General features: G+C 50.2%; 20 protein-coding genes. 11 read left to right on the top strand and 9 right to left on the bottom strand.

Going from position 1 to position 23,591, the window contains the following annotated elements:
* Positions 1-90 precede the first annotated feature (90 nt).
* The 3 genes from ldtD to gloC all read left to right on the top strand — a co-directional run bounded on the left by ldtD (position 91) and on the right by gloC (position 3,341).
* Positions 91-1,938, top strand: a complete 1,848-nt coding sequence (ldtD, locus tag ACJHWR_RS17680; protein ID WP_000926039.1) for a L,D-transpeptidase — start codon at positions 91-93, stop codon at positions 1,936-1,938.
* A 180-nt stretch (positions 1,939-2,118) separates the two neighbouring features.
* Positions 2,119-2,667 carry a YcbK family protein gene (locus tag ACJHWR_RS17685; RefSeq protein ID WP_001295932.1) on the top strand — a complete coding sequence of 183 codons (549 nt, stop codon included), beginning with the start codon at positions 2,119-2,121 and terminating at the stop codon, positions 2,665-2,667.
* 26 nt (positions 2,668-2,693) lie between these two features.
* Entirely contained in the window at positions 2,694-3,341 is a 648-nt protein-coding gene (gloC, locus tag ACJHWR_RS17690) for a hydroxyacylglutathione hydrolase GloC (protein WP_001109455.1), read from the top strand.
* A 49-nt stretch (positions 3,342-3,390) separates the two neighbouring features.
* On the opposite strand, the gene aspC is transcribed toward gloC, so the two are convergent.
* The 4 genes from aspC to pncB form a co-directional block, all read right to left on the bottom strand.
* Positions 3,391-4,581 (bottom strand): aspartate transaminase, encoded by a 1,191-nt coding sequence (gene aspC, locus ACJHWR_RS17695; RefSeq protein WP_000462687.1) that lies wholly within the window; start codon positions 4,579-4,581, stop codon positions 3,391-3,393.
* A 184-nt stretch (positions 4,582-4,765) separates the two neighbouring features.
* Positions 4,766-5,839, bottom strand: coding sequence for a porin OmpF (gene ompF / locus ACJHWR_RS17700; RefSeq protein WP_000977905.1), 1,074 nt, complete (start codon positions 5,837-5,839; stop codon positions 4,766-4,768).
* Between the two features lie 601 nt (positions 5,840-6,440).
* Positions 6,441-7,841: an asparagine--tRNA ligase gene (gene asnS, locus ACJHWR_RS17705; RefSeq protein ID WP_000117881.1), complete on the bottom strand. Its 1,401-nt coding sequence runs from the start codon at positions 7,839-7,841 to the stop codon at positions 6,441-6,443.
* Positions 7,842-8,008: 167 nt separating this feature from the next.
* The gene (gene pncB, locus ACJHWR_RS17710) at positions 8,009-9,211 is read right to left on the bottom strand and encodes a nicotinate phosphoribosyltransferase (protein WP_001330062.1); all 1,203 of its coding nucleotides are present in this window, start codon (positions 9,209-9,211) and stop codon (positions 8,009-8,011) included.
* 265 nt (positions 9,212-9,476) lie between these two features.
* Here pncB and pepN point away from each other — a divergent pair, with 265 nt between their 5' ends.
* Positions 9,477-12,089 carry an aminopeptidase N gene (pepN, locus tag ACJHWR_RS17715; protein WP_000193817.1) on the top strand — a complete coding sequence of 871 codons (2,613 nt, stop codon included), beginning with the start codon at positions 9,477-9,479 and terminating at the stop codon, positions 12,087-12,089.
* A gap of 42 nt (positions 12,090-12,131) precedes the next feature.
* On the opposite strand, the gene ssuB is transcribed toward pepN, so the two are convergent.
* From ssuB to ssuE, 5 genes are read right to left on the bottom strand one after another with little or no spacing between them, the layout of a single operon-like run.
* The gene (ssuB, locus tag ACJHWR_RS17720; protein WP_001090491.1) at positions 12,132-12,899 is read right to left on the bottom strand and encodes an aliphatic sulfonates ABC transporter ATP-binding protein; all 768 of its coding nucleotides are present in this window, start codon (positions 12,897-12,899) and stop codon (positions 12,132-12,134) included.
* Positions 12,896-13,687, bottom strand: coding sequence for an aliphatic sulfonate ABC transporter permease SsuC (gene ssuC, locus ACJHWR_RS17725; RefSeq protein WP_000235189.1), 792 nt, complete (start codon positions 13,685-13,687; stop codon positions 12,896-12,898). The genes ssuB and ssuC overlap by 4 nt, the downstream gene beginning before the upstream one ends.
* Positions 13,688-13,698: 11 nt before the next feature.
* Positions 13,699-14,844, bottom strand: a complete 1,146-nt coding sequence (gene ssuD, locus ACJHWR_RS17730) for an FMNH2-dependent alkanesulfonate monooxygenase (protein ID WP_000055984.1) — start codon at positions 14,842-14,844, stop codon at positions 13,699-13,701.
* Positions 14,841-15,800, bottom strand: coding sequence for an aliphatic sulfonate ABC transporter substrate-binding protein SsuA (ssuA, locus tag ACJHWR_RS17735; protein WP_001228572.1), 960 nt, complete (start codon positions 15,798-15,800; stop codon positions 14,841-14,843). Before ssuA ends, ssuD begins: the two co-directional genes overlap by 4 nt.
* Positions 15,793-16,368: an NADPH-dependent FMN reductase gene (gene ssuE, locus ACJHWR_RS17740; RefSeq protein ID WP_001263917.1), complete on the bottom strand. Its 576-nt coding sequence runs from the start codon at positions 16,366-16,368 to the stop codon at positions 15,793-15,795. The genes ssuA and ssuE overlap by 8 nt, the downstream gene beginning before the upstream one ends.
* Positions 16,369-16,722: 354 nt before the next feature.
* Here ssuE and ACJHWR_RS17745 point away from each other — a divergent pair, with 354 nt between their 5' ends.
* The 7 genes from ACJHWR_RS17745 to ACJHWR_RS17775 all read left to right on the top strand — a co-directional run bounded on the left by ACJHWR_RS17745 (position 16,723) and on the right by ACJHWR_RS17775 (position 23,510).
* The gene (locus ACJHWR_RS17745) at positions 16,723-17,262 is read left to right on the top strand and encodes a fimbrial protein (protein WP_000742542.1); all 540 of its coding nucleotides are present in this window, start codon (positions 16,723-16,725) and stop codon (positions 17,260-17,262) included.
* An 80-nt stretch (positions 17,263-17,342) separates the two neighbouring features.
* Complete coding sequence (locus ACJHWR_RS17750; RefSeq protein WP_001330060.1) at positions 17,343-18,044, top strand: molecular chaperone; 702 nt, start codon at positions 17,343-17,345, stop codon at positions 18,042-18,044.
* Between the two features lie 24 nt (positions 18,045-18,068).
* Complete coding sequence (locus tag ACJHWR_RS17755) at positions 18,069-20,669, top strand: fimbrial biogenesis usher protein (RefSeq protein WP_012311799.1); 2,601 nt, start codon at positions 18,069-18,071, stop codon at positions 20,667-20,669.
* Positions 20,660-21,730, top strand: coding sequence for a fimbrial protein (locus ACJHWR_RS17760; protein WP_001220303.1), 1,071 nt, complete (start codon positions 20,660-20,662; stop codon positions 21,728-21,730). Before ACJHWR_RS17755 ends, ACJHWR_RS17760 begins: the two co-directional genes overlap by 10 nt.
* A gap of 11 nt (positions 21,731-21,741) precedes the next feature.
* Entirely contained in the window at positions 21,742-22,284 is a 543-nt protein-coding gene (locus ACJHWR_RS17765) for a fimbrial protein (RefSeq protein WP_001330057.1), read from the top strand.
* A 7-nt stretch (positions 22,285-22,291) separates the two neighbouring features.
* A complete protein-coding gene (locus ACJHWR_RS17770) occupies positions 22,292-22,807 on the top strand; it encodes a fimbrial protein (protein ID WP_000917661.1) in 516 nt (171 codons plus the stop codon).
* Entirely contained in the window at positions 22,773-23,510 is a 738-nt protein-coding gene (locus ACJHWR_RS17775; protein ID WP_001111476.1) for a fimbrial chaperone, read from the top strand. Before ACJHWR_RS17770 ends, ACJHWR_RS17775 begins: the two co-directional genes overlap by 35 nt.
* Positions 23,511-23,591: the final 81 nt, after the last annotated feature.

Genomic DNA, 23,591 nt, shown 5'->3' on the forward strand with positions numbered 1-23,591 from the left:
GTCATACTTTCGTGAGTATTGGCGTTGTACAGGCAAGTCGTAAAATAACAGCCTGGCTATTCAGAGTATGATAAAAACAGGGGGCAAGGGATGTTGCTTAATATGATGTGTGGTCGTCGGCTGTCGGCAATCAGTTTGTGCGTGGCCGTAACATTCGCTCCACTGTTCAATGCGCAGGCCGATGAGCCTGAAGTAATCCCTGGCGACAGCCCGGTGGCTGTCAGTGAACAGGGCGAGGCACTGCCGCAGGCGCAAGCCACGGCAATTATGGCGGGGATCCAGCCATTGCCTGAAGGTGCGGCAGAAAAAGCCCGCACGCAAATCGAATCTCAATTACCCGCAGGTTATAAGCCGGTTTATCTTAACCAGCTTCAACTGTTGTATGCCGCACGCGATATGCAACCCATGTGGGAAAACCGTGATGCTGTTAAAGCCTTCCAGCAACAGCTGGCAGAGGTGGCGATTGCCGGTTTCCAGCCGCAGTTTAATAAATGGGTAGAGTTACTGACCGATCCTGGTGTTAACGGGATGGCACGCGACGTCGTGCTCTCTGATGCGATGATGGGCTATCTCCATTTCATTGCAAATATTCCGGTCAAAGGCACTCGCTGGCTATATAGCAGTAAACCTTATGCGCTTTCAACGCCGCCGCTTTCGGTGATTAACCAATGGCAGCTGGCGCTGGATAAAGGTCAATTGCCGACGTTTGTTGCAGGTCTGGCACCGCAGCATCCGCAATATGCAGCGATGCATGAATCGTTACTGGCCTTACTCAGTGACACCAAACCGTGGCCCCAACTGACCGGCAAAGCAACGTTGCGCCCAGGGCAGTGGAGTAACGACGTACCGGCGTTGCGCGAAATATTGCAACGCACAGGCATGCTGGACGGGGGGCCGAAAATTACTCTACCTGGCGATGACACGCCAACTGACGCGGTAGTCAGCCCATCCGCTGTTACTGTTGAAACAGCAGAAACTAAGCCGATGGACAAGCAAACGACGTCTCGTAGTAAACCTGCGCCTGCCGTTCGTGCCGCCTACGATAATGAACTGGTGGAAGCCGTTAAACGTTTTCAGGCATGGCAAGGATTGGGAGCAGATGGCGCTATTGGCCCGGCAACGCGTGACTGGTTAAACGTAACGCCCGCCCAGCGTGCTGGCGTGTTGGCACTCAACATCCAGCGATTGCGCTTGCTGCCAACAGAGCTTTCTACCGGGATCATGGTTAACATTCCGGCCTATTCGCTGGTCTACTATCAGAACGGCAATCAGGTGCTGGATTCGCGAGTCATTGTCGGTCGCCCCGATCGCAAAACGCCGATGATGAGCAGTGCACTTAACAACGTAGTGGTAAACCCGCCGTGGAACGTACCACCAACTCTGGCACGCAAAGATATTCTGCCGAAAGTGCGCAACGATCCGGGATATCTCGAAAGCCATGGCTATACGGTGATGCGCGGCTGGAACAGCAGAGAAGCGATTGACCCATGGCAGGTTGACTGGTCTACAATCACGGCCTCGAATTTACCGTTCCGCTTCCAGCAGGCTCCAGGCCCACGGAACTCGCTGGGGCGCTATAAATTCAATATGCCGAGTTCAGAGGCCATTTATTTGCATGACACGCCGAACCACAATCTGTTCAAACGTGATACACGCGCATTGAGCTCAGGCTGTGTGCGAGTGAATAAAGCTTCCGATCTGGCGAATATGCTGTTGCAGGATGCAGGATGGAATGACAAACGTATTTCTGATGCGCTGAAGCAGGGCGATACGCGTTACGTCAATATTCGGCAGTCGATTCCGGTGAATCTCTACTACCTGACGGCCTTTGTTGGTGCAGATGGTCGTACCCAGTATCGTACAGATATTTACAATTATGATCTGCCTGCGCGATCCAGCTCGCAAATCGTATCGAAAGCGGAACAATTAATCAGGTAAATGAAGTAGTTCGGGGAAATCAGTTGTCGTAATAATTAGCATGATCGGGGGCGATTCTCTGCAGCCCCCGTCACTGCTGGGGTTGAGTCATCTTGACGTCAGCTTTACTGACGGTTAAGGTGCCTCTTGTGCGCCAGAAGTGCATATAAACGATAACATTGACCTGTAGACTTGATTATCATGGACAAATTCGACGCTAATCGCCGCAAACTGCTGGCGCTTGGTGGCGTTGCACTCGGTGCCGCCATCCTGCCGACCCCGGCGTTTGCAACACTCTCTACCCCACGCCCGCGCATTTTGACACTCAATAATCTTCATACCGGAGAGTCAATCAAAGCGGAGTTTTTCGATGGCAGAGGCTATATTCAGGAAGAATTGGCAAAACTTAACCATTTTTTCCGCGATTACCGCGCGAACAAAATAAAGTCCATCGACCCAGGATTGTTCGATCAGTTGTATCGCCTGCAAGGGTTATTAGGTACCCGCAAACCGGTGCAACTCATTTCCGGTTATCGTTCCATTGATACCAACAATGAACTACGCGCCCGCAGCCGTGGAGTAGCGAAGAAAAGCTATCACACGAAAGGGCAGGCGATGGATTTCCATATTGAAGGTATCGCGTTAAGCAATATTCGCAAAGCCGCGTTATCTATGCGCGCAGGTGGTGTAGGATATTACCCACGTAGTAACTTTGTGCATATTGATACCGGGCCAGCACGGCACTGGTAGTAATCGCTTAACGAAACAGGGGCAGTATGAACTATCGTATTATTCCGGTCACCGCATTCTCCCAGAACTGTTCATTGATCTGGTGTGAACAAACCCGACTGGCCGCACTGGTCGATCCTGGCGGCGATGCGGAAAAAATCAAACAGGAAGTTGATGCCAGCGGCCTGACACTGATGCAGATCCTGCTGACTCATGGTCATCTGGACCACGTTGGCGCAGCGGCGGAACTGGCGCAACATTACGGCGTGCCGGTTTTTGGCCCGGAAAAAGAAGATGAGTTCTGGCTGCAAGGCTTGCCTGCGCAAAGTCGTATGTTTGGTCTGGAAGAGTGCCAGCCGCTGACGCCAGATCGTTGGCTGAACGAAGGCGATACCATCAGCATAGGGAATGTGACTTTACAGGTGTTACATTGCCCTGGGCATACGCCGGGTCATGTCGTGTTTTTTGATGAGCGGGCAAGGCTGCTGATTTCTGGCGACGTTATTTTCAAAGGCGGAGTAGGGCGCAGTGACTTTCCGCGTGGCGATCATAATCAACTGATTTCTTCAATCAAAGATAAATTGCTGCCCCTGGGGGATGACGTGACATTTATTCCGGGTCACGGACCATTATCAACTCTTGGTTACGAACGCCTGCATAATCCCTTCCTGCAAGACGAAATGCCCGTCTGGTAAAGACGTATAAAAAAGCCCGCTTTCACAGCGGGCTTCGTTTAACTAGCCTTTACAGCACGGCCACAATCGCTTCGCACAGCGGAGCCATGTTATCTGGCGTCATCCCGGCCACGTTCACACGACCAGAAGCCACTGCATACACGCCAAACTCTTCACGCAGACGCAGTACCTGTTCTTTCGTCAGGCCACTGAAGGAGAACATACCGTTCTGTTTGATGATAAAGCTGAAGTCGCGGTTTGCCCCTTTTTCCTGCAGCGTATTGACGAACAACTGACGCATACGCTGAATACGCTGGCGCATATCAGTCAGCTCTTGTTCCCAAATCGCACGTAACGCATCGTTGCTCAGGATGGTGGCAACAACAGAAGCGCCGTGTGCTGGTGGGTTAGAGTAGTTAGCGCGAATCGCCGCTTTCATTTGGCTGAATGCGCGATCAACGGTCTCACTGTCAGCAGCAACCAGAGTACAAGCGCCAACACGCTCGTTGTACAGGCCAAAGTTTTTAGAGTAGGAACTGGCAACAATCAGCTCTTTATGCATAGCAGCGAAAGCGCGCAGTCCTTCAGCATCTTCTTCCAGACCACGGGCAAAACCCTGGTAAGCGAAGTCAAACAGCGGTAACCAGCCTTTCTCAACGGAAAGTTGTGCCAGTGTCTGCCATTGTTCCAGCGTAGGGTCGATACCGGTTGGGTTATGGCAGCAGCCATGGAACAGCACTACGTCGCCAGCCTGAGCTTCGTTCAGGCTGTTAATCAGTGCATCGAAGTCAAGGGTGTGATTTTCCGCATCATAATAAGCGTATTCACGAACTTCCAGACCTGCAGAGTTAAAGACGCTCTTATGGTTCGGCCAGCTTGGGTTGCTCACCCACACACGCTTAACGCTGGTATTTTTTGCCAGGAAATCGGCAGCCACGCGTAGTGCGCCAGTGCCACCCGGAGTCTGTGCCGTGCGAGCACGTTTGTCATTGATCAGGGCGCTACCTTTACCAAACAGCAGTTCCTGAGTGCAGCGACCAAATTCAGGGATGCCGTCAATGCCGAGGTAATTTTTGGTGGTTTCATTTTCGAGCAAATACTGTTCAGCCTTTTTCACGCTGGTCAGTACCGGGGTTTTGCCCGTCTCATCTTTATAGACACCAATCCCGAGGTTAATTTTGCCGGGACGTTCATCGGCACGAAACAGATCGGCCAGGCCCAGAATCGGGTCGGCAGGAGCGGCGGTAATGTTCTCAAACATGACGAGGTTCCATTATGGTTACAGAAGGGAAGTCCGCTATCAGGGTAACGGGAGATTTACAAAATTCCAACTATTACTGATGAAAACGCAGGCTGTTTTTGCAAGACGTGAGATTGCTCTGGAAGGCATAAAAAAAACAGGACCAACGTCCTGTTTTTTCGGCATTTAACAAAGAGGTGTGCTATTAGAACTGGTAAACGATACCCACAGCAACGGTGTCGTCTGAACCTACGCCCAGTTTGTTGTCAGAATCGATCTGGTTGATGATGTAGTCAACATAGGTGGACATGTTTTTGTTGAAGTAGTAGGTTGCGCCCACTTCAAAGTAGTTCACCAGATCAACATCACCGATACCTTCTACGTCTTTCGCTTTAGATTTGGTGTAAGCGATGGACGGACGCAGACCGAAATCGAACTGGTATTGCGCAACTAACAGAACGTCTTGCGTTTTGTTGGCGAAGCCGCCTTCAATTGGCGTAGCGTTACGGGTTTCACCGTAGTTCGCTGCCAGGTAGATGTTGTTCGCGTCATACTTCAGACCAGTTGCCCACTGTTCAGCTTTTTTACCCTGACCGCGGAATTCGGCTTCCTGGGCGTCGGTACGGTCTGCTGCACCGTAAGCACCTACGATACCAAAGCCTTCGAATTCGTAGCTGATAGAGCCACCGACGCCGTCGCCGTTGGAACGCTCAGGAATACCAGCACGTTCGTTTTTGCCCAGGTACTGAACGGCAAAGTTCAGGCCGTCAACCAGACCGAAGAAGTTGGAGTTACGATAGGTAGCAACGCCGCCTACACGACCAACGAAGAAGTCATCGCTGTATGCCGTGTCACCGCCAAACTCAGGCAGCATATCGGTGTAACCCAGTGCGTCGTAAACCACACCGTAGTTACGACCGTAGTCGATAGAACCCGCATCAGCGAATTTCAGACCTGCGAATGCCAGACGAGTTTTGTTACCTTTCTGGGCATCAGCGCCTTCAGAGTTGTTACCCTGGAAGTTATATTCCCACTGACCGTAGCCGGTCAGATCGGAATTGATTTGTGTTTCCCCTTTAAAACCAAGACGGGCATAAGTTTTGTCGCCGTTTCCGCCGTAACTGTTTACACCATTGTCTTTAGAAAAATAATGCAGACCGACAGCTTTACCGTACAGATCTACTTTGTTGCCATCTTTGTTATAGATTTCTGCAGCGTTTGCAGTACCTGCTACTAACAGAGCAGGGACGATCACTGCCAGAATATTGCGCTTCATCATTATTTATTACCCTCATGGTTTTTTTATGACACCTGCCACTGCCGTCAATAAGTTCTGTCAATAAAAATTTACGGAACTATTGATGAGAGTTTGGTGTCTTTATGTGTCTGCAGGCATCTTTCCATTCAAACTAACGTTTCGCTACCGTGAAAGTGCTACAAAGATAAAGATTTGGTTTCAAAAAGAAAAAATATGTAACCAAAAGTAAAATTTAAGGAACTTTGTGAACACCGTCATATTTCCATAGAAGCGTGATGATATTTACAGCAATTTTTATCTATTTATATGATTTCCTTATATTTAAATTAACTAAAAGGAAATTTTGTTTCTGATGGAAACTTTATCGACCTGGCACTAAATCCTCGTTCAGACATCCAGAACGCCAAAAAATAGTATGAAAATTGTGCTATCAGCTAAGAAAAAACTAATCCGCAATAAGAATGCGGATTATTTTTTGTGCGCAAATGTTGCAGTGTAATATTTCGTAACAGGATGATCGTTATGGCGGGGTTGCAAATAGATTGCTTGACTTAACAAACAGATAACTTGACAGAAAGGATAAAAAAAGAGCCAGCGGGCGCTGGCTCTTGAAGACGCTAAATTAGAAGCTGGCGTTACGCGGAGTACGTGGGAACGGAATCACATCACGCACGTTTTGCACACCAGTTACGTAAGCAATCAGGCGTTCAAAACCAAGACCGAAACCTGAATGCGGAACAGTACCGTAGCGACGCAGATCGCGATACCACCAGTAATCTTCTTTATTCAGGCCCATTTCCAGCATACGCTCGTCCAGCACGTCCAGACGTTCTTCACGCTGGGAGCCACCAATGATCTCACCGATGCCCGGAGCCAGAACGTCCATAGCCGCAACGGTTTTACCGTCTTCGTTAAGGCGCATATAGAACGCTTTAATATCTTTCGGATAGTTTTTAACCACTACCGGTGCTTTAAAGTGTTCTTCCGCCAGATAACGCTCATGCTCAGAAGAGAGATCAACGCCCCAGTAAACCGGGTTTTCAAACTTCCTGCCGCAGTTTTCGAGAATGGTCACTGCGTCGGTGTAATCCACCTGCGCAAAATCGGCTTCAATGAAGCGTTCCAGACGTGAAACGGCATCTTTATCTACGCGTTCAGCGAAGAATTTCATGTCGTCAGCGCGTTCTTCGAGAACCGCTTTGAAGACATATTTCAGCATGGCTTCAGCCAGACCCGCGATATCGTTCAGGTTAGCAAACGCCACTTCCGGCTCCAGCATCCAGAATTCCGCCAGGTGACGGCTGGTGTTGGAGTTTTCAGCACGGAAAGTCGGGCCGAAGGTATAAATTTTGGATAATGCGCAAGCGTAGGTTTCGCCGTTCAACTGGCCAGATACGGTCAGGAAAGACTCTTTACCAAAGAAGTCTTTGTCGAAATCCACTTTGCCCTGATCGTTACGCGGCAGGTTTTCCAGATCCAGCGTAGAAACGCGGAACATTTCGCCAGCCCCTTCGGTATCAGACGCAGTAATCAGTGGCGTTGAAACCCAGAAGAATCCCTGCTCGTTAAAGAAGCGATGCAGCGCCTGCGCCAGCGTATGGCGAACGCGCGCGACGGCACCAATCAGGTTTGTGCGCGGACGCAGGTGAGCGACTTCACGCAGATACTCAATGCTGTGGCGTTTTGCCGCCATCGGGTAAGTGTCTGGATCTTCAACCCAACCAGCAACTTCAACCTTGCTGGCCTGAATTTCAAATTGTTGCCCCTGGCCCGGCGACGCCACGACTTTACCCGTCACAATGACCGAGCAGCCGGTGGTCAGACGCAGGACGTCTTCATTGTAGTTGGGCAGAGAATTATTGATGACAGCCTGTACAGGATCAAAGCAGGAACCGTCATAAACGGCGAGGAAGGAGATGCCAGCTTTTGAATCTCGGCGGGTACGTACCCATCCGCGCACGGTGACTTCGCTGTCAACGGCTACGCGGCCCTGGAGTACGTCGGCTACAGGCACAACGCTCATAATATTCTCTCTGTTAATAGTCGGAAAAAATAAACACTTGTCCACCCGTAAATGGGGGGATACCTATGTTACCTGGCATCTGCAATCAGACAAGCAGAATTCGCAAATGCAGCGAAAGATTTCGGAATTAAAGGTAAAAAAGGGAGCCGATTAGCTCCCTGATGATATTAACTGGCTTTTTTAATATGCGGAAGGTCGAATGCTTTGCGCAGTGCCCGAACAAACGCTTTATCGTGGCAGATAGTTTTGCCAGGGCTGTCAGAAAGTTTCGCCACCGGTTTACCGTTACACTCAACCAACTTAATGACAATATTCAGGGGTTTTACCTGGGGGATATCGCAGGTCAGGCGAGTCCCAATACCAAAACTTAATTGCACGCGGGAAGAGAAATGGCGGTATAGCTCAACCGCTTTGCGTAAATCCAGATTGTCAGAGAAAACCAGCGTTTTACTCTGTGGATCAATTCCCAGCTTCTCATAATGTGCAATGGCTTTTTCACCCCATTCAACCGGGTCGCCAGAGTCATGACGCAGGCCCTGATAGCGACTGGCGAACTCGACACCGAAATCACGCAGGAAAGCATCCATAGTGATGCAGTCGGTTAATGCAATGCCAAGTTGGTCGGGATACTCTTCCAGCCAGGCAGCAAGTGCAGCTCGCTGGCTGTTGGCTAGATCCGGGCTGATTTGCTGATGCGCCTGGAACCATTCGTGTGCCTGTGTTCCCATCGGCGTGAGGGAAAGCCGGCGCGCCAGATCATAGTTGCTGGTGCCCACGAACCAGGATTCCTGTTGCAGACGCTTAACGATGGTTTCTTGTACTTCGCGAGAAAAACGGCGGCGGGTGCCAAAATCCATCAGATGGAAGCGCGACATATCAAGACCGGCGGTTAATGCCGAGAAGTCGACTAATTTGCTTTCCAGCGTGTCGAGGGCTTGCGCAACGTCGGTCTGCGGTGAGCGATAGCGATGTACCATTTCACTGATAACCGCCAGCAAAGGAACTTCCCAGAGGATGACTTCACGCCACGGGCCGCTTAAACGAATATCCAGCTTGCCATTATCGTTGGATACGGTGACTTGTTCCGGGTTAAAGCGGAACTCGCGTAACCAGTTAAGATAGTCGGCCTGAAAGAAAGGCAGGGCAGAGAGCCACTGATATTCATCATCCTGCAGGCGCAGGTGCTGCATCGCCTGAACCTGTTCACGAATAGCATCGGCATAAATACCCAGCAGATCGTCACCTCGGCAACGAAACTCCGCCGCGACATGCACATCGTAATAGTGATGAAACACGGCTTGCTGCATATGCAACTTATAAGCATCTGTATCCAGCAACGAGTGCAGAACAGGAGAAGCGAATTGTGTCATAGGTGCGCAGTAGCGTCCTCGTACAGGAGCGTTTAGTACAATAAACATCTTCAGGAACTGCTGGAGTATACCTTGTTTCGCAATTTATTGAACCCCGATCACACCATATGCCACCTTTCTGGTCGATGGCATTACGCGGTGTATGTTATAAAAATGTAGCAATAAAGGCGTTTGTACCTGAAAAGATGAAGATTCTGCATAGCGCGATTTACGCAACAGGAATAGACTGAACACCAGACTCTATAAAAGATGCTAAAGGTTATTTATGACTCAACAGCCACAAGCCAAATACCGTCACGATTATCGTGCGCCGGATTACCAGATTACTGATATTGACTTGACCTTTGACCTGGACGCGCAAAAGACGGTCGTTACCGCGGTCAGCCAGGCTGTCCGTCATGGTGCATCAGATGCTCCGCTTCGTCTTGATGGCGAAGATCTTAAACTGGTTTCTGTTCATATTAATGATGAGCCGTGGACCGCCTGGAAAGAAGAAGAGGGCGCACTGGTCATCAGTAATTTGCCGGAGCGTTTTACGCTTAAGATCGTTAATGAAATTAGCCCGGCGACGAATACCGCGCTGGAAGGGCTTTATCAGTCAGGCGATGCGCTTTGCACCCAGTGTGAAGCCGAAGGTTTCCGCCATATTACGTATTATCTCGACCGCCCGGACGTGCTGGCGCGTTTTACCACCAAAATTATTGCCGATAAAACCCAATATCCCTTCCTGCTTTCCAACGGTAACCGCGTTGCGCAAGGCGAACTGGAAAACGGACGTCACTGGGTACAGTGGCAGGACCCGTTCCCTAAACCGTGCTACCTGTTTGCGCTGGTGGCAGGCGACTTCGACGTGCTGCGCGACACCTTCACCACGCGTTCTGGTCGCGAAGTTGCGCTGGAGCTGTACGTCGATCGCGGCAACCTTGATCGTGCGCCGTGGGCGATGACCTCGCTGAAAAACTCCATGAAATGGGATGAAGAGCGCTTCGGCCTGGAGTATGACCTCGACATCTATATGATCGTCGCGGTGGATTTCTTCAATATGGGCGCAATGGAGAATAAGGGTCTGAATATCTTTAACTCCAAATATGTGCTGGCCCGCACCGATACCGCCACCGACAAAGATTACCTCGATATTGAACGCGTTATCGGCCATGAATATTTCCATAACTGGACCGGTAACCGAGTGACCTGCCGCGACTGGTTCCAGCTCAGCCTGAAAGAAGGTTTAACCGTCTTCCGCGATCAGGAGTTCAGCTCTGACCTTGGTTCTCGCGCGGTAAACCGTATCAACAACGTGCGCACCATGCGCGGATTGCAGTTTGCGGAAGACGCCAGCCCGATGGCGCACCCGATCCGCCCGGATATGGTCATTGAGATGAACAACTTCTACACCCTGACCGTTTACGAGAAGGGCGCGGAAGTCATTCGCATGATCCACACCCTGCTGGGCGAAGAAAACTTCCAGAAAGGGATGCAGCTCTATTTCGAGCGCCATGATGGCAGCGCGGCAACCTGCGACGACTTTGTTCAGGCGATGGAAGATGCGTCGAATGTCGATCTCTCTCATTTCCGCCGTTGGTACAGCCAGTCCGGTACGCCGGTTGTGACCGTCAAAGACGACTATAATCCGGAAACCGAGCAGTACACCCTGACCATCAGCCAGCGTACGCCTGCTACGCCGGATCAGGCAGAAAAACAGCCGCTGCATATTCCGTTTGCCATCGAACTGTATGACAACGAAGGCAAAGTGATCCCGTTGCAAAAAGGCGGTCATCCGGTGAATTCGGTGCTGAACGTCACCCAGGCGGAACAGACCTTTGTCTTTGATAATGTCTACTTTCAGCCGGTGCCTGCGCTGCTGTGCGAATTCTCTGCGCCAGTGAAACTGGAATATAAGTGGAGCGATCAGCAACTGACCTTCCTGATGCGCCATGCGCGTAATGATTTCTCCCGCTGGGATGCGGCGCAAAGCCTGCTGGCAACCTACATCAAGCTAAACGTCGCCCGTCATCAGCAAGGGCAGCCGCTGTCTCTGCCGGTGCATGTGGCTGACGCTTTCCGCGCGGTGCTGCTCGATGAGAAGATTGATCCGGCGCTGGCGGCAGAAATCCTGACGCTGCCTTCTGTCAATGAAATGGCTGAACTGTTCGATATCATCGACCCGATTGCTATTGCCGAAGTACGCGAAGCACTCACTCGTACTCTGGCGACTGAACTGGCGGATGAGCTGCTGGCTATTTACAACGCGAATTACCAGAGCGAGTACCGTGTTGAGCATGAAGATATTGCGAAACGCACTCTGCGTAATGCCTGCCTGCGCTTCCTTGCTTTTGGTGAAACGCATCTGGCTGACGTGCTGGTGAGCAAGCAGTTCCACGAAGCGAACAATATGACCGATGCGCTGGCGGCGCTTTCTGCGGCGGTTGCCGCACAACTGCCATGCCGTGATGCGCTGATGCAGGAATACGACGATAAGTGGCATCTGGACGGTCTGGTGATGGATAAATGGTTTATCCTGCAAGCCACCAGCCCGGCGGCGAATGTGCTGGAGACGGTGCGCGGTCTGTTGCAGCATCGCTCATTTACCATGAGCAACCCGAACCGCATTCGTTCGTTGATTGGCGCGTTTGCGGGCAGCAACCCGGCAGCGTTCCATGCCGAAGATGGCAGCGGTTATCAGTTCCTTGTGGAAATGCTTACCGACCTCAACAGCCGTAACCCGCAGGTGGCATCGCGCCTGATTGAGCCGCTGATTCGCCTGAAACGTTACGATGCCAAACGTCAGGAGAAAATGCGCGCGGCGCTGGAGCAGTTGAAAGGGCTGGAAAATCTCTCTGGCGATCTGTACGAGAAGATCACCAAAGCACTGGCTTGATAAATAACCGAATGGCGGCAATAGCGCCGCCATTCGGGGAATTTACCCCTGTTTTCTCAGGCGAATTTCAGATTCACCACGCTGCATCACCCTTTGCAACACTTCCGATTCCAGCTCCGCTAATCGCACCGACCCTAATCGACGCGGACGGGGGATATCCACTGTCAAATCCAGACCAATTTTTCCCTCTTCAATTAATAACACCCGGTCAGCCATTGCTACCGCTTCGCTCACATCATGCGTCACCAGCAAAACGGTAAAACCGTGCTTCTGCCAAAGCGACACAATCAAATCCTGCATCTCGAGTCGCGTTAAAGCGTCCAGCGCACCGAGTGGTTCATCAAGTAACAATAAACCCGGTCGATGAATCAGCGCCCTTGCCAGCGCCACACGTTGTTTCTGCCCGCCAGAAAGTGCGGCAGGCCATTCCCCGGCGCGATTCTCCAGTCCTACCGCAGCCAGAGCCTGACGCGCCGCATCGCGCCACTGGCCTTTAAGGCCTAACCCAACGTTATCAATCACCGATTTCCACGGCAGCAGACGCGCGTCCTGAAACATCATTCGCGTATCATCCTGAATCTCAGCCAGCGGTGTGGTGCCCGCTAACACGTCGCCTGCGGTTGGCGTTTCCAGACCTGCCAGCAGGCGCAGCAGGGTACTTTTGCCACCACCGCTGCGGCCCACCACCGCCACAAACTGACCTGCCGGAATATGTAAATCCAGTTGGTTCAGGACGATATTTTCCGCGTAATGTTTGCTTACTGCATTGAGCAACAATGGTGTGCCCTGGTTCAGACGAGCAGTATTCATACCGTGGCCTCCTTCAAATGATAAGCCGGGTTCCAGCGCAACCAGAGACGCTCTAACAGCTGCGCGCTGACGTCAGCAAGTTTGCCGAGCAGGGCGTAAAGAATAATAGCGACTACCACCACGTCCGTTTGCAGAAACTCCCGCGCATTCATCGCCAGATAACCAATGCCGGAATTGGCAGAAATAGTTTCGGCAACGATCAGCGTCAGCCACATCAGGCCCAAAGCAAAACGCACACCGACCATAATTGAGGGCAGGGCACCAGGCAGGATCACATGGATAAACAGCGGTATGCCGGATAATCCATAGCTACGTGCCATCTCCACCAGCCCACGGTCGATATTACGGATGCCATGCCAGGTGTTGATATAAATGGGGAATAGCGTACCGAGCGCCACCAGAAAGATTTTTGCGGATTCATCAATGCCAAACCACAAAATCACCAGCGGGATCAGCGCCAGATGCGGCACGTTGCGCAACATCTGAATGGAGGTATCCAGCAGCCGTTCTCCCCAGCGCGACAGCCCGCTAATCAGTCCCAGAATCAACCCCAGCGATCCGCCAATTGAAAAGCCAATCAACGCCCGCCAGGAGCTGATCGCCAGATGCTGCCACAATTCGCCGCTGGCAGAGAGCGTCCAGAACGCCATCACCACTCCTTCCGGTGAGGGCAAAATACGCGTCGATAGCCAGCCAACCGAGGAGGCCAGTTGCCACACCGCCACGATGCCCACCGGTAAAAACCAGGGGGCAACGCGCAATAACCACTTCTTCACTGGCGTTGCCATCATCGTGTTCCTTAGCTTTGCGCGACGTTACGGGGGATAAAATCATTCGCCACCGCTTCGCCTTGCGGATTCAGCGGTTGTGGCTGGGGAATTTCCGGGATGGCGACATCCAGATGTGGGAACAGTAACTCGCCGACCCGATACGCTTCTTCCAGATGCGGGTAGCCCGAAAGCACAAAACTGTCGATGCCAAGTGCAGCGTATTCGTTGATTCGCGCGGCGACCGTAGGACCATCGCCCACCAGCGCCGTCCCGGCACCGCCGCGCACTAAGCCAACACCCGCCCATAAATTGGGGCTAATCTCCAGATTGTCGCGCTTGCCGTTATGTAGCGCCGCCATTCGCTGTTGTCCTACGGAATCCGTTCGGGCGAATGCGGCCTGTGCTTTGGCGATAGTTTCATCATCAAGATGCGAGATTAACCGCTCGGCGGCCTGCCACGCTTCGCCGTTGGTTTCACGAACAATCACATGCAGACGAATACCGAAACGAATTTTGCGTCCATGCGCGGCAGCTTTCGCCCGCACTTGTTCGATTTTCTCTTTTACCAGTTCCGGTGGTTCGCCCCAGGTGAGGTAGAGATCAACTTGTTCTGCCGCCAGCTCCTGGGCGACATCTGACGATCCGCCAAAGTAAAGCGGAGGATACGGCTGTTGAATCGGCGGGAAGAGCAGTTTGGCTCCGCGTACATGAATATGTTTGCCGTTGAAATCCACTGTCTCGCCAAGCAACAACCGCCGCCAGACTTGGGTAAATTCTGCCGAGGCTTCGTAACGCTCGCTATGATCAAGGAACACGCCGTCGCCTGCCAGTTCTTGGGGATCGCTGCCTGTGACCAGGTTAAACAACGCACGTCCGTTAGAGAGACGGTCAAGCGTGGCGGCCTGGCGGGCGGCAACGGTAGGCGATGTCACACTGGGGCGCAGGGCGACAAGAAACTTCAGCCGTTGTGTCACCGGGATCATCGACGCCGCCACCAGCCACGCATCTTCACACGATCGCCCCGTCGGGATCAGCACACCGGTATAGCCCAGACGATCCGCCGCTTGCGCAATTTGTTGCAGATAACCGTGATCAACCGGACGTGAACCTTCTTCCGTTCCCAGATAATGCCCGTCACCGTGGGTCGGTAAAAACCAGAACATATTCAGACTCATAATTGTTTTCCTTCCAGTTGAGTGGGTTGCCAGATGCGCTGGCGAATATCGACTTTTTTCGGCACCAGACGGTTTTCATAAAACAGATCTGCCGTTTGCTGCTGTAAGGCGGCAACTTCAGCGCTCAACGGTTTGATGGTGGTGGGAGGACGATGATCCAGATACGAGGCAATAACCGGTGCCGGTAAGCCCATCGTTTTTGCCAGTAAAGCGATGCTTTGTTCGCGCTGGCTGCGGGTTAACGCATCGGCCTCACTAAAGGTTGCCAGTACGCCCTGAATAAAAGCGCCGTTTTTTTCTGCATACGGACGGGCTGCCAGATAAAACGATCCGGTTTGATTGAGATCGGTGCCGTCTTTCAACACCCGCACGCCGCCCTGTAATAATGCAGCGGAGTAGTAGGGATCCCAGATAGCCCAGGCGTCAACGTTACCTTGCTGGAACGCGGCGCGGGCATCGGCAGGCGTCAGGTAAGTGGGCTGGATATCCGTGAATTTAAGCCCGGCCTGGCGTAGTGCGCGTAGTAAAAGATTGTGCGAGCTGGAACCTTTCTGAAAGGCAACTTTATGACCTTTAAGATCGGCTACGGTTTTGATTGGGCTGTTATCTGCCACCAGAATCACTTCGGCTTTGGGCTTCGGCGGCTCGACGCCCACGTACACCAAATCAGCCCCGGCAGCCTGGGCAAAGATTGGCGGAATATCCCCGGTACTGCCGAGATCAATACTGCCAACGTTTAACGCCTCCAGCATCTGTGGGCCAGCCGGGAACTCCACCCAGGAGATTTTTGTTTGCGGATAGCGTTTTTCCAGTAATTGGTGGCTTTTTGCCAGCACCATACCAATACTGCCTTTCTGATAGCCAATTCGTAACGCCTCTGGCGAAGACTCCGCGGCAACAGCAAGTGTAGAGACGCTAAGTAAACCCGCCAGCACCAGTTTAATGAGCTTACGCATGGGCATTACCTCGCAGAGACAGTAGGTCAGGAACCTGAACATCGCGGCGGTGCAACGCCTGACAGAAAGTTTCTAGCGCGGTATCAAGACGGGTTTGCAGATTTGGCGTGAATAGCGGCTTGTGCTGGTAATCAATCACCTGCGAGTCATCGGCAAACACGCCGTGCAGGATCTCCTGGGCTTTCAACGCACTTAAAACTGGATTTAGGGCATAATCGACCGCCAGTAGATGAGCCACGGTGCCGCCCGTCGCCAGCGGCAACACGACTTTGCCTTGCAGCGCGCGTTCTGGCAGCAGGTCGAGGAGCGTTTTCAGTGCACCGGAATAGGCTGCTTTATACACAGGCGTGGCGACAATCAGCCCATCAGCCTGTTGCAGCTGTTCGGTGAAGGTCTTGAGTGCCGGACTATCGAAACGGGCATAAAGCAGATCTTCCGGGGCGAAGTTTTGCAGATTCCAGTGATAAATCTCTACATCCAGGCCATTTAGTTTTTCCCGCGCATATTCCAGCAAGGAGCTGGAGCGAGAAGGAAAGCGAGGACTTCCTGCCAGGGTGATGACACGCATACTCTCTCCTTATAACCAATTGTTCTTGTTTTGTTAACATTGATAACAATTCGGTCAGTCTGTCGGAGAGACAAGAGAATGCCAAATATAAATTTTGTGTATCTTTTTCTGAAAATGAACTAAGGATTGAGGGATATATATCACGTGTATTTATTTATTGGATATTCAATAGATGTTGAATCAATGAATTACTCGTTCAGGTAATAAAGAAAGATTCATGGAATCTATAAATAAAAGATTTGTCACGTATTGAGTAAACACTACTGGTTTAAATGGCGGTCATTTGTTGTTATTATTAAGTCCAATGTCATTTGCAGGCATTATCATATTTACGAAAAAATCAGGATGATAACGATGAAAAAAAATGTATTGGCGGCGTTTATAACTGTGATATGTACAACTTCAAGTGTTATGGCGGCTGATGATAATGCCATCACGGATGGCTCGGTTACGTTTAATGGTAAAGTCATTGCTCCTGCCTGTACGCTGGTTGCTGCGACGAAAGATTCCGTGGTGACTTTACCAGATGTTAGTGCAACGAAGTTGCAAAGTAATGGTCAGGTTTCTGGGGTGCAAACTGATGTGCCAATTGCATTAGAAGATTGTGATATTACCGTAACAAAAAATGCAACGTTCACTTTTAATGGCACAGCGGATACTACGCAGATTACAGCGTTTGCTAACCAGGCCTCATCTGAGGCTGCTACAAACGTGGCCCTGCAAATGTATATGAATGATGGTACAACGGTCATTACGCCAGACACAGAAACCGGGAATATTTTGTTGCAGAGTGGAAATCAAACGCTAACTTTTAAAGTAGATTATATCGCTACGGGTAAAGCGACGTCAGGTAATGTCAATGCGGTAACAAATTTCCATATTAATTATTATTAATATCAGCCATTAATTTTTAATTAATTAATACCCTTCCAGTGTCCTGGAGGGGATATTCATTTTTTTAAGAGTGACTATTTATGAAAACTTGCATAACAAAGGGAATTGTGACCGTAAGTTTAACGGCAATATTACTCAGCTGTTCGTTCACATGGGCGGCAGGTAAAGGTGGGGTCGGACTTGCAGCAACACGTCTTGTTTATTCGGAAGGTGAAGAGCAAATTTCACTGGGTGTACGTAACACCAGTCCGGATGTTCCTTATCTGATTCAGTCATGGGTGATGACACCAGATAATAAAAAGTCAGCGGACTTTATTATTACACCACCGCTATTTGTGCTGAATCCGGCAAACGAGAACCTGCTACGCATTATGTACATTGGCGCGCCGTTGGCGAAAGACAGAGAAACTCTTTTCTTCACCAGCGTACGGGCAGTCCCTTCAACAACGAAGCGGGAAGAAGGCAATACCCTGAAGATTGCCACACAAAGCGTCATCAAACTTTTCTGGCGACCAAAAGGTTTAGCGTATCCCTTAGCCGAGGCTCCGGCGAAACTACGTTGCACTTCGTCAGCTGACATGGTTACGGTCAGTAACCCAACACCTTATTTCATTACCCTGACAGACCTGAAAATAGGTGGAAAAGTAGTTAAAAATCAAATGATTTCCCCCTTTGATAAATACCAATTCTCTCTGCCAATGGGTGCCAAAAACAGCAGCGTAACGTACCGAACTATCAATGACTACGGGGCGGAAACGCCGCAACTCAACTGTAAATCGTAATTCGTCTTCATTTAAGAGAGCGAGATGTATAGAACTCAACGACAACACAGCCTGTTAAGCTCTGGTGGAGTGCCATCGTTTATTGGTGGGCTGGTGGTGTTTGTGTCGGCAGCGTTCAATGCACAAGCTGAAACCTGGTTCGATCCAGCCTTTTTCAAAGATGATCCCTCAATGGTGGCTGATTTGTCTCGTTTCGAAAAAGGGCAAAAAATAACGCCAGGGGTTTATCGAGTCGATATTGTTCTGAATCAGACAATTGTAGATACGCGCAACGTCAATTTTGTTGAGATAACGCCAGAGAAGGGGATTGCCGCCTGTTTGACGACTGAAAGCCTGGATGCAATGGGCGTGAATACTGATGCGTTTCCGGCTTTTAAACAACTGGATAAACAAGCGTGTGCGCCATTGGCGGAAATTATTCCGGATGCCAGCGTAACTTTTAATGTGAATAAACTCCGTCTGGAAATTTCAGTACCGCAAATCGCCATCAAAAGTAACGCTCGTGGTTATGTCCCCCCTGAACGTTGGGATGAAGGGATCAACGCGCTATTACTGGGATATTCATTTAGCGGGGCTAACAGTATTCATAGCAGCGCAGGTAGTGATTCTGGCGACAGCTATTTTCTGAATTTAAACAGTGGCGTTAATTTAGGCCCATGGAGATTGCGCAACAATTCAACATGGAGTCGCAGTAGTGGCCAAACCGCAGAATGGAAGAATCTCAGCAGCTATTTGCAGCGGGCGGTGATTCCATTAAAAGGCGAACTGACCGTCGGTGATGATTATACGGCAGGCGATTTTTTTGATAGCGTCAGCTTTCGTGGCGTGCAGCTGGCGTCAGATGACAACATGCTGCCAGACAGCTTGAAAGGGTTTGCGCCAGTGGTGCGTGGTATCGCCAAAAGCAATGCACAGGTAACGATTAAGCAAAATGGTTACACCATCTATCAAACTTATGTTTCGCCTGGCGCTTTTGAGATTAGTGATCTCTACTCTACGTCGTCGAGTGGTGATTTGTTGGTTGAAATCAAAGAAGCTGACGGTAGTGTCAATAGTTACAGTGTGCCCTTTTCCAGCGTGCCATTACTCCAGCGTCAGGGACGCATCAAATATGCGGTGACGCTGGCGAAATACAGAACCAATAGTAATGACCAGCAAGAAAGTAAATTTGCTCAGGCCACGCTGCAATGGGGTGGGCCGAGGGGAACGACCTGGTATGGCGGAGGGCAATATGCTGAATATTACCGTGCCGCTATGTTTGGTCTGGGTTTTAACCTCGGCGATTTCGGAGCAATTTCGTTCGACGCGACCCAGGCTAAAAGTACGCTGGCAGACCAAAGTGAACATAAAGGGCAGTCATATCGTTTTCTGTATGCCAAAACGCTCAACCAATTGGGCACCAACTTTCAATTGATGGGCTACCGCTATTCGACGTCGGGTTTCTACACCCTTTCCGACACTATGTATAAACACATGGATGGCTACGAATTTAATGACGGTGATGATGAAGATACGCCAATGTGGTCGCGTTATTACAATTTGTTTTACACAAAACGTGGCAAACTGCAGGTCAACATCTCCCAGCAATTAGGCGAGTACGGTTCGTTTTATTTAAGCGGTAGCCAGCAAACTTACTGGCATACCGATCAACAGGATCGGCTATTACAGTTTGGCTACAACACGCAAATTAAAGATCTCTCGCTGGGGGTTTCCTGGAACTACAGTAAGTCCCGTGGTCAACCTGACGCTGACCAGGTGTTTGCACTTAATTTTTCCCTGCCGCTCAATCTGTTGCTCCCCAAAAGTAATGATAGCTATACCAGGAAAAAAAATTACGCCTGGATGACCTCTAATACCAGTATCGATAACGAAGGGCACACTACACAAAACCTGGGTTTAACGGAGACACTACTCGATGACGGTAATCTGAGCTACAGCGTGCAACAGGGATATAACAGCGAGGGGAAAACGGCTAATGGTAGCGCCAGCATGGACTACAAAGGGGCGTTTGCAGATGCTCGAGTGGGCTACAACTACAGCGATAACGGCAGTCAACAACAACTGAACTACGCTCTTTCAGGCAGTTTAGTTGCCCATTCGCAGGGTATTACGTTGGGTCAATCATTGGGTGAAACTAATGTCCTGATTGCCGCGCCAGGCGCCGAAAATACTCGTGTGGCGAACAGCACCGGGCTGAAAACTGACTGGCGTGGATATACCGTTGTGCCTTATGCCACTTCTTATCGGGAAAATCGAATTGCACTTGATGCGGCGTCGTTAAAACGTAACGTGGATCTTGAAAATGCCGTAGTAAACGTGGTTCCCACCAAAGGGGCATTGGTTCTGGCGGAGTTCAATGCCCATGCGGGGGCTAGGGTATTAATGAAAACATCAAAGCAGGGTATGCCGCTGAGATTTGGTGCAATGGCAACACTGGATGGCGCACAAACAATTAGCGGTATCATTGATGATGATGGTTCGCTCTATATGTCTGGTTTGCCGGCGAAGGGAACGATAACTGTACGCTGGGGCGACGCTCCCGATCAAATTTGTCATATCAGTTACGAGCTTACCGAACAACAAATTAACGCTGCGATTACGCGGATGGATTCAGTATGCGAATAATTTCAGGGGATAGTAGTGTGTTAAGACTCCGGCTTCTTTTGACTGCTGTTTTAATGCTGTGGGGATTTCATGCCGCCGCTTATACCGGGCAGTGTCATACCACTCAGGGGAATCCGTATATTGGCGTCAATTTTGGCGTTAAAACCCTGGAGGAGGAAGAGAATACGGCTGGAAAAGTCAAAGATGAATTTTATCAGTGGAGTGAATCGAATGATTATTATGTTTCCTGCGATTGCGATAAAGACAATGTCAGAAGTGGTCTATGGGCATTCGCTGCGGATTCTCCGTTAGTTTATTTGGGCGACAACTGGTACAAAATTAACGATTATCTTGCCGCAAAGGTGCTATTAGGAGTGAAAGGTAACACACCTTCGGCCGTACCTTTTGAAAATCTCGGTACAGGAAGTGATACCCGATGGCATATTTGCGATCCCGGTGGTCAACGTTTGGGCGGCAAGGGGGCAAGCGGCAATAGCGGAAGTTTTTCACTGAAAATATTGCAGCCGTTTGTCGGTTCGGTCGTCATTCCTCCTATGGCGCTGGCGCGACTATATGAGTGTTACAACATACCCGCAAGTGATTCCTGCACGACTACAGGTACACCGGTTTTAGTGTATTACCTGTCTGGTACGATTAATTCACTTGGCTCATGTTCTGTCAATTCTGGAGAGACAATAGAGGTTGATTTGGGGGATGTATTTGCTGCCAATTTCCGTGTTGTAGGGCATAAACCGCTTGGATCCAGAACGGCAGAACTCTCAATTCCAGTCAGGTGTAATACCGGAAACGCAGAGCTGGTTAATGTTAATTTGAGTCTGACGGCAACCAGTGATCCCGATTATCCTCAGGCAATCAAGACATCACGACCAGGTGTCGGTGTTGTGGTCACCGACAGCCAAAACAACATTATTTCGCCTGCCGGTGGCACACTGCCGCTATCCATCCCTGACGACGCGGACAGCTTCGCTCGAATGAATGTTTATCCGGTCAGCACGACAGGTGTACCACCGGAAACCGGGAGCTTTGAAGCCACAGCAACGGTGAGAATAAACTTTGACTGATATGTGAACGTATGAAAAAGAACACAATATTTCAAGTCGTTATCTTATCATTCACTTTGCTTTATATGCATGTCGGGATAGCTGGACCTGAACAAGTCAGTATGCATATTTATGGTAATGTGGTCGATCAGGGCTGTGATGTTGCCACCAAAAGTGCATTACAAAATATTCATATTGGTGATTTTAATATCAGTGATTTTCAGACCGCGAATACCGTAAGCACTGCTGCTGATTTGAATATCGATATCACCGGTTGTGCCGCTGGTATTACTGGCGCGGACGTCCTTTTTAGCGGCGAGGCTGACACCCTTGTGCCGACACTGCTCAAATTAACTGACACAGGCGGAAGCGGTGGTATGGCAACGGGGATTGCTGTGCAAATTCTTGATGCGCAAAGTCAGCAAGAAATCCCGCTCAATCAGGTCCTACCTCTTACGCCCTTAAAAGCCGGGGATAACACACTCAAATATCAACTTCGTTATAAGTCCACAAAGGCGGGAGCAACGGGCGGTAATGCGACGGCGGTTCTCTATTTTGATCTGGTTTACCAGTGAAGGAGTGATGTTGAAACAGATAATCTGGATTCTGTTCTTACTGGGATTAACGGGGGGCTGTGAGCTATTTGCCCATGATGGCACGGTCAACATTAGCGGATCGTTTCGCCGTAATACATGCGTGCTGGCACAGGATAGCAAGCAAATCAATGTGCAGTTAGGCGACGTCTCGCTGACACGTTTTTCTCATGGGAATTATGGCCCGGAGAAATCGTTCATCATTAATTTGCAGGATTGCGGAACAGATGTCAGCACGGTTGACGTCACCTTTTCAGGAACCCCCGACGGAGTACAGAGCGAAATGCTGTCCATTGAAAGTGGTACGGATGCAGCCAGTGGGCTGGCAATTGCAATTCTGGATGATGCGAAGATATTGATTCCGCTTAACCAGGCGAGTAAAGACTACAGCCTACATAGCGGTAAGGTGCCATTAACTTTTTACGCGCAATTGCGACCTGTCAATAGCGATGTGCAGTCGGGTAAAGTGAATGCCAGCGCGACATTTGTACTTCATTATGACTAATACGTGGAACAGATTGGCGCTCTTGATTTTCGCCGTTTTATCGCTGCTGGTGGCGAGTGAATTGCAGGCAGGAGTGGTGGTCGGCGGAACGCGATTTATCTTTCCGGCAGACAGAGATTCGATATCTATTTTATTGACTAATACCAGTCAGGAATCCTGGCTTATTAACAGTAAAATCAATCGCCCAACGCGTTGGGCTGGGGGTGAAGCGTCGACAGTACCAGCACCATTACTGGCCGCTCCGCCACTTATTCTCCTGAAGCCCGGTACTACAGGCACATTGCGCTTGCTGAGAACGGAAAGCGACATCTTGCCCGTGGATCGCGAAACGCTATTTGAGTTAAGCATTGCCAGCGTGCCATCCGGCAAAGTTGAAAATCAGAGCGTAAAAGTGGCGATGCGCTCGGTATTTAAACTGTTCTGGCGACCCGAAGGTTTGCCGGGCGACCCGCTGGAAGCTTATCAACAATTACGCTGGACACGGAATTCGCAGGGTGTACAACTCACTAACCCAACGCCTTACTACATTAACCTGATTCAGGTGAGCGTAAATGGTAAAGCGTTAAGTAATGCGGGAGTTGTGCCACCTAAAAGCCAGCGTCAGACAAGCTGGTGTCAGGCTATAACACCGTGTCATGTCTCCTGGCGGACGATAAATGATTACGGCGGGTTGAGTGCAAAGAAGGAGCAAAATCTGCCCTGAAACAGGCTCGGAAAACGTTTGCGCTTTTTTTGCCACAGGTCAATTCCCTTTTGGTCCGAACTCGCACATAATACGCCCCCG

It is taken from the genome of Escherichia sp. WS568, assembly GCF_046486085.1.
In the GTDB taxonomy this organism is placed as follows: Bacteria; Pseudomonadota; Gammaproteobacteria; order Enterobacterales; family Enterobacteriaceae; genus Escherichia; species Escherichia coli.

Excerpts from the sequence above, each read along its gene's own strand:
- ompF (WP_000977905.1), bottom strand. The coding sequence starts at position 5,839 with ATGATGAAGCGCAATATTCTGGCAGTGATCGTCCCTGCTCTGTTAGTA.
- aspC (WP_000462687.1), bottom strand. The coding sequence starts at position 4,581 with ATGTTTGAGAACATTACCGCCGCTCCTGCCGACCCGATTCTGGGCCTG.
- ssuA (WP_001228572.1), bottom strand. The coding sequence starts at position 15,800 with ATGCGTAAGCTCATTAAACTGGTGCTGGCGGGTTTACTTAGCGTCTCT.
- pncB (WP_001330062.1), bottom strand. The coding sequence starts at position 9,211 with ATGACACAATTCGCTTCTCCTGTTCTGCACTCGTTGCTGGATACAGAT.
- ACJHWR_RS17760 (WP_001220303.1), top strand. The coding sequence starts at position 20,660 with ATGCGAATAATTTCAGGGGATAGTAGTGTGTTAAGACTCCGGCTTCTT.
- ACJHWR_RS17765 (WP_001330057.1), top strand. The coding sequence starts at position 21,742 with ATGAAAAAGAACACAATATTTCAAGTCGTTATCTTATCATTCACTTTG.
- ACJHWR_RS17770 (WP_000917661.1), top strand. The coding sequence starts at position 22,292 with ATGTTGAAACAGATAATCTGGATTCTGTTCTTACTGGGATTAACGGGG.
- ssuC (WP_000235189.1), bottom strand. The coding sequence starts at position 13,687 with ATGGCAACGCCAGTGAAGAAGTGGTTATTGCGCGTTGCCCCCTGGTTT.
- ldtD (WP_000926039.1), top strand. The coding sequence starts at position 91 with ATGTTGCTTAATATGATGTGTGGTCGTCGGCTGTCGGCAATCAGTTTG.
- ACJHWR_RS17750 (WP_001330060.1), top strand. The coding sequence starts at position 17,343 with ATGAAAACTTGCATAACAAAGGGAATTGTGACCGTAAGTTTAACGGCA.
- asnS (WP_000117881.1), bottom strand. The coding sequence starts at position 7,841 with ATGAGCGTTGTGCCTGTAGCCGACGTACTCCAGGGCCGCGTAGCCGTT.
- pepN (WP_000193817.1), top strand. The coding sequence starts at position 9,477 with ATGACTCAACAGCCACAAGCCAAATACCGTCACGATTATCGTGCGCCG.
- ssuD (WP_000055984.1), bottom strand. The coding sequence starts at position 14,844 with ATGAGTCTGAATATGTTCTGGTTTTTACCGACCCACGGTGACGGGCAT.
- ACJHWR_RS17755 (WP_012311799.1), top strand. The coding sequence starts at position 18,069 with ATGTATAGAACTCAACGACAACACAGCCTGTTAAGCTCTGGTGGAGTG.
- ssuE (WP_001263917.1), bottom strand. The coding sequence starts at position 16,368 with ATGCGTGTCATCACCCTGGCAGGAAGTCCTCGCTTTCCTTCTCGCTCC.
- gloC (WP_001109455.1), top strand. The coding sequence starts at position 2,694 with ATGAACTATCGTATTATTCCGGTCACCGCATTCTCCCAGAACTGTTCA.
- ssuB (WP_001090491.1), bottom strand. The coding sequence starts at position 12,899 with ATGAATACTGCTCGTCTGAACCAGGGCACACCATTGTTGCTCAATGCA.
- ACJHWR_RS17685 (WP_001295932.1), top strand. The coding sequence starts at position 2,119 with ATGGACAAATTCGACGCTAATCGCCGCAAACTGCTGGCGCTTGGTGGC.
- ACJHWR_RS17745 (WP_000742542.1), top strand. The coding sequence starts at position 16,723 with ATGAAAAAAAATGTATTGGCGGCGTTTATAACTGTGATATGTACAACT.
- ACJHWR_RS17775 (WP_001111476.1), top strand. The coding sequence starts at position 22,773 with ATGCCAGCGCGACATTTGTACTTCATTATGACTAATACGTGGAACAGA.